This window comes from Pseudomonas sp. AU12215 (assembly GCF_001675465.2).
Lineage (GTDB): Bacteria > Pseudomonadota > Gammaproteobacteria > Pseudomonadales > Pseudomonadaceae > Pseudomonas > Pseudomonas nitroreducens.
Genome location: NZ_MACM02000072.1, coordinates 1 through 7,024, shown reverse-complemented (window position 1 = coordinate 7,024; position 7,024 = coordinate 1). Strand labels below are relative to the sequence as shown.

The window sequence follows — 7,024 nt, the reverse complement described above, 5'->3', positions numbered from 1 at the left end:
GGACTTGTCGGTGTACAGCCAGGAGCAGTTGGATGCCATTGCCTACGAACTGAACATCCGACCGCGCAAGCCCTTCAATTGGAAATGCCCGATTGAGGTCATGACAGAGGTAGTGGCGTTGCAGCATGATGCACCTGCTTCAATCCAGTAACCGTGTTGCACTCAGCTTCTGCAACCGCCCAGGGTTTGCACTGAACCTCTCGGTCCTTCAAATGTGCTTGGCTGCTATGGATCGCTCGATTGCACGGCACTTCGCTGTTCGAGTATTTGACTTGAAGCAGACGCTCGACGCGGTACCGGCACAGGTTGTCGAGGAAAGGGTTCGGTGTGCTCATGGCGGGTCCTAGGTGAGAAGGAGCAGCCCCCATCAAGGGAGCTCCCTTGATGGGTTTGTAAGGTGTGGCGCAGTTAGCCGGTCGCGCGGGCGTGCAGTTTCACTTCAACGCTTCTTGCCGTCTGATAGCACTTCACCAGGGCATATTGCTGAAGAATTGGGGAGTCCGATGAGTCGCAGCCATGCTCGAAATCAGCTTGAGCAAGGGCCTCGATCGCCGGTTGAATGTCATAAAGCAAGATGCTGAGTCCGGCGTCGCCAAACTCATCAACGACACCTCCGTCTAGCCAGTAGTGGAAATCGGAACGAGCTGCATGCTCTGCAATAGCAAGCAACGCCGGCAGACGCTCAGGGTAGGTTCTGTTCATTGGTGAAGCTCCATGGGGAGGTTCACCAGCCCGGGCGGGTGATGAACCCGTCAGGGGAAAAGTGCGAGGCACATCGAGCTAGGTATGTGCTCTCTGCGTCCAGGTGCCGTACAGGTGCCGATGTAGTAGCCGGCACCGCTTTCGAGGACCTGAAGCGGCAGTTGTTCGTCACAGAATTCGAGAGCCAATTTTCCGAAGGACATGATGTTCTCCTGGTGATCCGGAGCCGCATGCCCAAGGCATTGGCCCTGGGGAAGGGGGAGGGCACCTTGCGGTGCCCGTGGTATTAAGCGGTCAGAACGGCTGCATCAGTGCTCGGGCTGGAGAAGATCAACCAGGCCATGTCGCAGAAGTGGCTGCTGTTGAGCAGTTCATCCTCGATGTCGGTCAGGCTTACTTCTTCAACTTCGGGCAGAGCGGGCATTTCAACGGCTTGGGCGTAATTCATGATGATCTCCAAATTAATTTGGAGAACACCATGCCCCTGGGGGGAAATGGTGCCCCCCGGATGGGTTCGCGATGACAATCAGCGCAGTGCGTAGGTTGTAAAAGGCGCCCTTGGGGGCGCCTTGGATTCGATCAAGCGGCGAACTGATCGCCTTGCTGCTGTTGCTCAGCTGCAGGAGCATCGGAAGCAGGACCAGCCTGTTGGGGGGCCTGATCCACGCTGTCCTTGGGCTTAGCTTCGTAGACGGTTTCGCCATCCACCTTGATCCAGTTGAGGAAGAGCAGCCGGCCTTTGAGGCTTGCGCCGGCCTGACCTTTCTTCTCGCCTTTTTCGTAGGTGAACGCTTCCGTCCGAATGTCGCCAATGCGGAAAGCCACGAGGACCTTCTTGCCGGCGTCTACGGCCTGCTGGCAGCGGCGAACGAGCTTTTCAGCTTCGGCGCCGACGACGTTGCAGTCGATGTAGGAGTATTCGACGTCGTCCGAGGAGCCACGAAGGGCTGCGACGGTAACGGCGAGAAGGGGGGTGCCCTTACGGATGGGCACTTCGCGGATGCGGTTGAGGTAACCGATACCGGAGGTATGCAGATCGAAGAACTTGGTGTCTTGGGTTTGGTTGCTCATGGGGTTTCTCCAGTTTCAAAAGTGAAAGCGGAGAAACACTTCGCCCATGGGGGGAAAGTATTCCCCGCGAGGGTTAGAGCTTAGTGGGTATGCTTGGAGCTGGGTGAGGGAGCTTCCACCTGGTTGGACCAGGTTGATCGCGCTTCCGGAAGCTAGGCGATCTTGGGGGGATCAACACCTGTGGTGTCGCAGTCTTGCAGATCATGACTGCTGGGGCGGGGTTGCTGACAACATCAGCAGCTCACGGTGCCAAGAATGGAAATGCCAGTTGCACTTGTCAAGCCCCCAGAATGAAAAAGCCCCTCGGAAGGAGGGGCGCGGTGTCAATGTGGGCGGTGGCGATGATTAAGCTTTGTCAGCTTACGTTTGAGATTGGGCCAGTCAGCCCAAGCTGCCATCGACAAGCACACTACGAGTAGGGCGGTCAGCATGATCACGCCGAAAGTCGTTTGGCTCATCTCAAGATTCCTCCTGAGTCAGGTAGATACCTGTTGACCAGATTACCACACCAACAGACAGCGCAAGGGCAGTCAGGATGCGGTGCTCTCCGAGAAAGATGCCAATCAAACCTGCGGCTACGGCTGTAGTACCAATCTTTCGCAGGTCTTCTGCGATTGCAGACAGTTTTGCAGGGCTCATGGTTTTCCTTTGAATCAGCTGGAAAACCGCCCGGCAGGGAGGTTTCCCAGCCGGGTGAGTGGCGGATATCGATTAGCAGGTCAAGGAATCAACCGGCGCAATCAGGTCGTTGAGGGGGCCCATTTTCAGGACTGGGATGGAAGAACTGCTGGGCAAGGCCTTAACAACGGCTTTGCGTTTGCGGGTGCGCTTGGGTTTTTCCGGGGCACACTCACGGGTGTTTTGCTCGTACCAGTCGGCGAGGTTCACCTTTCTCAGGCGAGCGATCGCAGGGACTTGGCACATGTACTCGAGCACGTCACCCGAGGGGTGCGGTGCTGCAGGCTCATGATGCCGTAGGTGCGGGCGAGGGATGGCTTTGGGCCGGGGTTGTTGTACCGCACGCAGGAATTCCCGAGTGACGGTTCCGAGAGCTTCACCGAAGCGGTAGCTGAGGGACGGCGTGGACATGGTGTTTCTCCTGCAGGTTGAAAATGCGGAGAAACACTGGCCCCGTCGGGGAAGTGAATTCCCCGCTGGGTTGGCGGAAGGTGCTTCTATCGACCGAAATCGATCGACCGCGCTACCAGAAGCTAAGCGGTCTTGGGATGGACCAACACCAAGAGGTGTCGCAACTCTTCGGGTCCAAGTTGCATGGGCATGTCGCTGACGACGTCAGCAGATCACGCAAATATCATTGGGGGAATGTCGAGAGGGTGTCAAGCGGAGGGAGGAACTGGAGCGGGCAAGGAGGGGGGACAGCAGAGGGCGATGGGGAACAGCGAGCCGAGGGCAACCATGTCTAGTAGCCGCCCCCGGCTGAGTTCGAAGGAACGAAGTCAGGAAGAAGATGCCACCGTGACAGACGTCGATCCCTGGGCATTGAACGACGATTCTCATCACCTGGCCGGTTTTAGTGGCTATGGCCAGCAAACAATTGGCACGCATCCGCGCACAAAAGGAACCCTGCTTTTCGCCGGCGGGCCACCGGCCACGAAAACGAAACCCTTTGGGTAGCCTCATGCCCCTGAAGTTCAAGGCCATCAGGTTACCCAAGGGGAGGGGAAAAAGGATGGGCCACAACACCGGTGTGGCCCTCAGATTACGATGCGCCGAACCTCTTGAAACCCTATATGCCTTTGAACTCGGTCATCACGAGTTAGACGGCTGCGCGACTAGAGAGAGCAGGGAGACACAGGGAGAGTTCCAACCAGATCCGCACGCCCTTCCCGGAGCTAAGCGTGCTTTTGGTTTGGTATCGAGGCGAACCTCCGACACCTGGGCGCTACATGATGACCGTCAGTAGCCAGCGGGGTGAAACCTGTTTGATGTCATTATGTTGGTACGTCGGCGCTGATGCAAGGCGCGGCGCGACTCTCAAGCCAGCCGGGCGTCAGTTGACGGCCACAACAGCACCATCGGGCACGGCGGCCGGAATGCTGATTCCGGTATTGCCTGCGGTAGGTGAAAACAGTGTGCCGGAGCGCTTCACGCCTACAGTCGTAGCCTGGGTTCTGTCGACCAGAGCGGCAGGCAGGCCAGCAGGCGTGTTGCCTGTGTAGTAGGTGTACGCTGATCCACCTGAGAGATACGACGTTACTCCTGCGGGCTTCGAGTACCAGCTGGGGAGGCTGAGCGCTGTGTCTGCAGGAACTCCCGCAAACGCAGGATTGTTGCGTGCATATTCAGCAGCCGCTGATCGATAGACCAACATGCTTCGGCTCAGCGTATCGACCGTCGCTGCATCAGCGGTGACTTCGTCCTGGTGCTGAACCTGGCTCATGATCCCGCCGGCAACGATCAAGATGGTAAGAGCTATCCAGTAGAAGTACATGCGGTGCCTTTGGGTCGAGTATATCGAGGGTCGCTCGATCGTAACGGCCGGAAATCGGGGAGGCAATCGGTCTGTAGACTATAGTCCGCAGACGATGAAGGAGGGCGATTCCAGAATTCGACCTTTGCGCTTAGGTCGAGTTCTTGGCACGCCAACCTGTTCCAACTGGGGATCACAATAAAGCCTTCGGTGCTGCTTTGGCAGAGCTGCGTAAGGCGCGTGGTCTATCCCAAGAGGTTCTGGGGTTCGAGGCTGGTCTCGACCGGACATACATCAGTCTGCTCGAGCGCGGCCAGAAGTCTCCCACGCTAGATACCGTTTTCACCCTCTGTGGTGCATTGGACATTCCGTTTAGCCAGCTGGCCATCATGACGCAGGCCAAGCTGGAAGAGGTCCATGAGTAACGATCTAACCCTCCGCGAAGGGCTTGAGCTCTACCGCTCGAAAGTCTCAATCCTGAAGAAGGGCTACGCCCAGGAAAGCTACCGACTTGCGAGCCTGCTGCGCTCAGAACTAGCTGGGCGGCAAATGCGCGAAATTCAAAGCCCCGACATCGCCAAGTACCGTGATGATCGTTTGGCACAGGTCAGCCAGAGGACAGGGAAAACGATTTCCCCGGCGACGGTGCGACTGGAAATGTCTTTGCTCTCGCATGTCTTCGATGTGGCGAGAATCGAGTGGGGCGCCTGCGATACCAACCCCGTCACCAACGTACGTAAGCCGAAAGCGCCACCTGGTCGTGATCGCCGGCTTCTGCCGCGCGAGGAGCGGCGGATTCTGCGGTACTGCCACGCCCACCCTACCGAGGAGTTGTTCTCCCTGGTCGTCTTGGCTTTGGAAACCGCAATGCGGCAAGGCGAGCTACTCAAGCTAGAATGGGAGCACATCAACCTGCAGCGTCGCGTCGCTCACCTGCCAGAAACCAAGAATGGCTCGAAGCGTGACGTGCCGTTGAGCCTAAAGGCGAGGGATGCACTGACCAGGTTGGGAGTCAAAACCAAAGGTCGAGTGTTCTGCTACACCTCGAATGGCCTGAAGTCCGCCTGGCGAATCATGTTGCAGAGATTGGCCATCCTGGACCTTCACTTCCATGACCTTCGGCATGAAGCGACAACTCGACTGTTCGAGCTCAACACGATGGACGTCATGGAGATCGCGTCCATCACCGGTCACAAATCGCTCGCAATGCTGAAGCGCTACACCCATTTGCAGGCTGCCAGGCTTGTGAAAAAGTTGGAAGGCAACCGCGGTAGGGGACAACAAGTCGTGCTGGACCACCTGATCCCATACCCCGCCATCGCCGACACCTCGACTGATGGCATAACCATTCGCGTGCTGGACTTTGATGGGCTGAGCGTCACGGCACCAAGTGAAGCTGAGGCACTTCAGCGAGCTCAGGACGAGCTCCTACGCAAGCTGATGGTGTCGATACGAGATAAGGTCACGGTTCCACCGCCTGACCAATACTTGGACACTGTCGACGAGAGCAGAATCTTCATGCTGGATCCACTGGCCAGTCGAGCAATCTCGCTCGCCCAGCCTCACACTTTTTTATAGGTGAGGCGTGAGCCTAATCAAAGGTCGAGGGGCCGTCGTGTAAGGCATGGAGGATAGTTTGTTGGCAAAAAACTGACGACTTTGCGACAGCCTTGCCAATCCGGTGTGTGGCGTTCTAATGGAGGAGACGTGCCGAGTGGAACCATCTGCGGCTACGCCACAAACGGCGGCAGTCTCGGTTCTTGGTGCCAAGGGTATAACCCGTATATCGGCTGTCCTCCAGGGTTTACCCAGAGCATCTGGAAGGCAGCTATCGGCACCGATCAACGAATCGCATTCTGCGCGCGCAACTGACAGCCTTGCCAATCCGCAGTATGGCAATCAGCAGGCACGCAGGGCTGTTACTTCATGACGGTGAATGGCAGTGGGGTGCTGTTTCGTGGCACTGGAATGCTCGACGGTGGCCGTTTCTCCGGGACTATGTTGACGACTACCTCACCCAATCCTTCTTATTTCGGATATGGCTTTGACTGTGGGAGCGACACCTCATGTGTGGCAGCTAGAGGTTCGTTCGCCACTTCAATTGGTGGAAGTGGAAGTTTCCATTCTGTTCTGTACGTTGCGGCGCTGCCATTGACTAGTGCATCACCATGTTATTAGACGCCACCTTGCCAATCCGGTGTGTGGCGAGCTGAGTCTGCAGGAGTCGTTACCTCTTACACTGACTCCTGCACCATCTGTGATAGGACTACAAATATTGGTGCTCATAAGTTTTGCACGCTAGGTCAAGTAGGCGGCCCTGGCGGGACGGATAACGACTGCAAATTTATTCATTCGGGGGGAGCTGGTTTATGCACTTGAGAGATGGGAATCAATCTTCGCAAACTCAAGTGTGCGGAGCGGTCTGCCTGGACTAAAGGCATAGATTCTATATATAGAAAAAGGGGGCGAAGCCCCTTCTAGTTTGAGCAAATAGCGTAGCCAGTAACGCTGAAGTTATACCAGCCACTCCCATAGTCCTCGCTTGCCAAACAGTACCAGCCATTACTGCCGCTCGGTTGCGAGGAATTTATTTCCCAGTTGATATTTGGAGCTGTACAGCCCCCGGAGATTAACTTTGATGGTGCAGGGCATGTCGCGGCGCAGTCCGATTGAAAGCGTCCCACAGGTCCTGTACAACTCACGCTAAAGGTATTGATGCTTCCCCCTGCTGCCCACACACCGGATTGGCAAGGTRGCGTCTAATAACATGGTGATGCACTAGTCAATGGCAGCGCCGCAACGTACAGAACAGAATGGAAA

The 7,024-nt window shown here is 56.5% G+C and carries 8 protein-coding genes and 1 pseudogene; 3 read left to right on the top strand and 6 right to left on the bottom strand.

All coding sequences use genetic code 11. The features are described from left to right. Nucleotides 1–151: pseudogene (locus tag A9513_RS35485) on the top strand (IS30 family transposase); the annotation flags it as partial. 257 nt (nucleotides 152–408) lie between these two features. Here the strand turns inward: A9513_RS35485 and A9513_RS14015 are convergent. From A9513_RS14015 to pilM, 6 genes are all read right to left on the bottom strand, one after another. Beyond that, complete coding sequence (locus A9513_RS14015) at nucleotides 409–702, bottom strand: hypothetical protein (RefSeq protein ID WP_051879432.1); 294 nt, start codon at nucleotides 700–702, stop codon at nucleotides 409–411. Nucleotides 703–988: 286 nt separating this feature from the next. Further along, nucleotides 989–1,150, bottom strand: a complete 162-nt coding sequence (locus A9513_RS36045; RefSeq protein WP_168187664.1) for a hypothetical protein — start codon at nucleotides 1,148–1,150, stop codon at nucleotides 989–991. A 131-nt stretch (nucleotides 1,151–1,281) separates the two neighbouring features. Beyond that, nucleotides 1,282–1,773: an STY4534 family ICE replication protein gene (locus A9513_RS14005; RefSeq protein WP_043273959.1), complete on the bottom strand. Its 492-nt coding sequence runs from the start codon at nucleotides 1,771–1,773 to the stop codon at nucleotides 1,282–1,284. A gap of 459 nt (nucleotides 1,774–2,232) precedes the next feature. Further along, nucleotides 2,233–2,412, bottom strand: a complete 180-nt coding sequence (locus tag A9513_RS34890) for a hypothetical protein (RefSeq protein WP_081884772.1) — start codon at nucleotides 2,410–2,412, stop codon at nucleotides 2,233–2,235. Between the two features lie 72 nt (nucleotides 2,413–2,484). Continuing rightward, on the bottom strand, nucleotides 2,485–2,862 hold the full coding sequence (locus tag A9513_RS36040; RefSeq protein ID WP_065085034.1) for a hypothetical protein: 378 nt from the start codon (nucleotides 2,860–2,862) through the stop codon (nucleotides 2,485–2,487). 922 nt (nucleotides 2,863–3,784) lie between these two features. Next, the gene (gene pilM, locus A9513_RS34880; protein ID WP_081884773.1) at nucleotides 3,785–4,225 is read right to left on the bottom strand and encodes a type IV pilus biogenesis protein PilM; all 441 of its coding nucleotides are present in this window, start codon (nucleotides 4,223–4,225) and stop codon (nucleotides 3,785–3,787) included. A gap of 143 nt (nucleotides 4,226–4,368) precedes the next feature. Between pilM and A9513_RS13995 the strand changes: the two genes are divergently transcribed. Beyond that, entirely contained in the window at nucleotides 4,369–4,629 is a 261-nt protein-coding gene (locus tag A9513_RS13995; RefSeq protein ID WP_051879434.1) for a helix-turn-helix domain-containing protein, read from the top strand. Beyond that, on the top strand, nucleotides 4,622–5,782 hold the full coding sequence (locus tag A9513_RS13990; RefSeq protein WP_043273962.1) for a site-specific integrase: 1,161 nt from the start codon (nucleotides 4,622–4,624) through the stop codon (nucleotides 5,780–5,782). Before A9513_RS13995 ends, A9513_RS13990 begins: the two co-directional genes overlap by 8 nt. Nucleotides 5,783–7,024: the final 1,242 nt, after the last annotated feature.